This window comes from Bradyrhizobium sp. Kon37 (genome assembly GCF_055807535.1).
Genome location: NZ_JBVVOY010000267.1, coordinates 1 through 270, shown reverse-complemented (window position 1 = coordinate 270; position 270 = coordinate 1). Strand labels below are relative to the sequence as shown.

The 270-nt window shown below is 64.1% G+C and carries 1 protein-coding gene; it reads left to right on the top strand.

All coding sequences use genetic code 11. From position 1 onward, the window contains the following. On the top strand, positions 1-270 hold a 270-nt coding region (locus AC0L3J_RS38095), incomplete at both ends, for an NAD-dependent epimerase/dehydratase family protein (protein ID WP_473350569.1).

The following is a 270-nucleotide window of genomic DNA, read 5'->3' as shown; positions in this document are numbered from 1 at the left end:
CAGGCGCTGAAGGGCGAGCCGATCACCGTGTTCGGCGACGGCGGGCAGACCCGCTCGTTCTGCTATGTCGACGATCTCGTCGAAGCGATCATGCGGCTGATGGCGACCGGCGAGAACATCACCGGACCGATCAACATCGGCAACAATTCGGAGTTCACCATTCGCGAGCTCGCCGAGAAGGTGATCAAGCTCACCGGCTCGCGCTCGCAACTGATCTTCCAGCCGCTGCCCCAGGACGATCCGCGCCAGCGCCAGCCCGACCTCACCAAG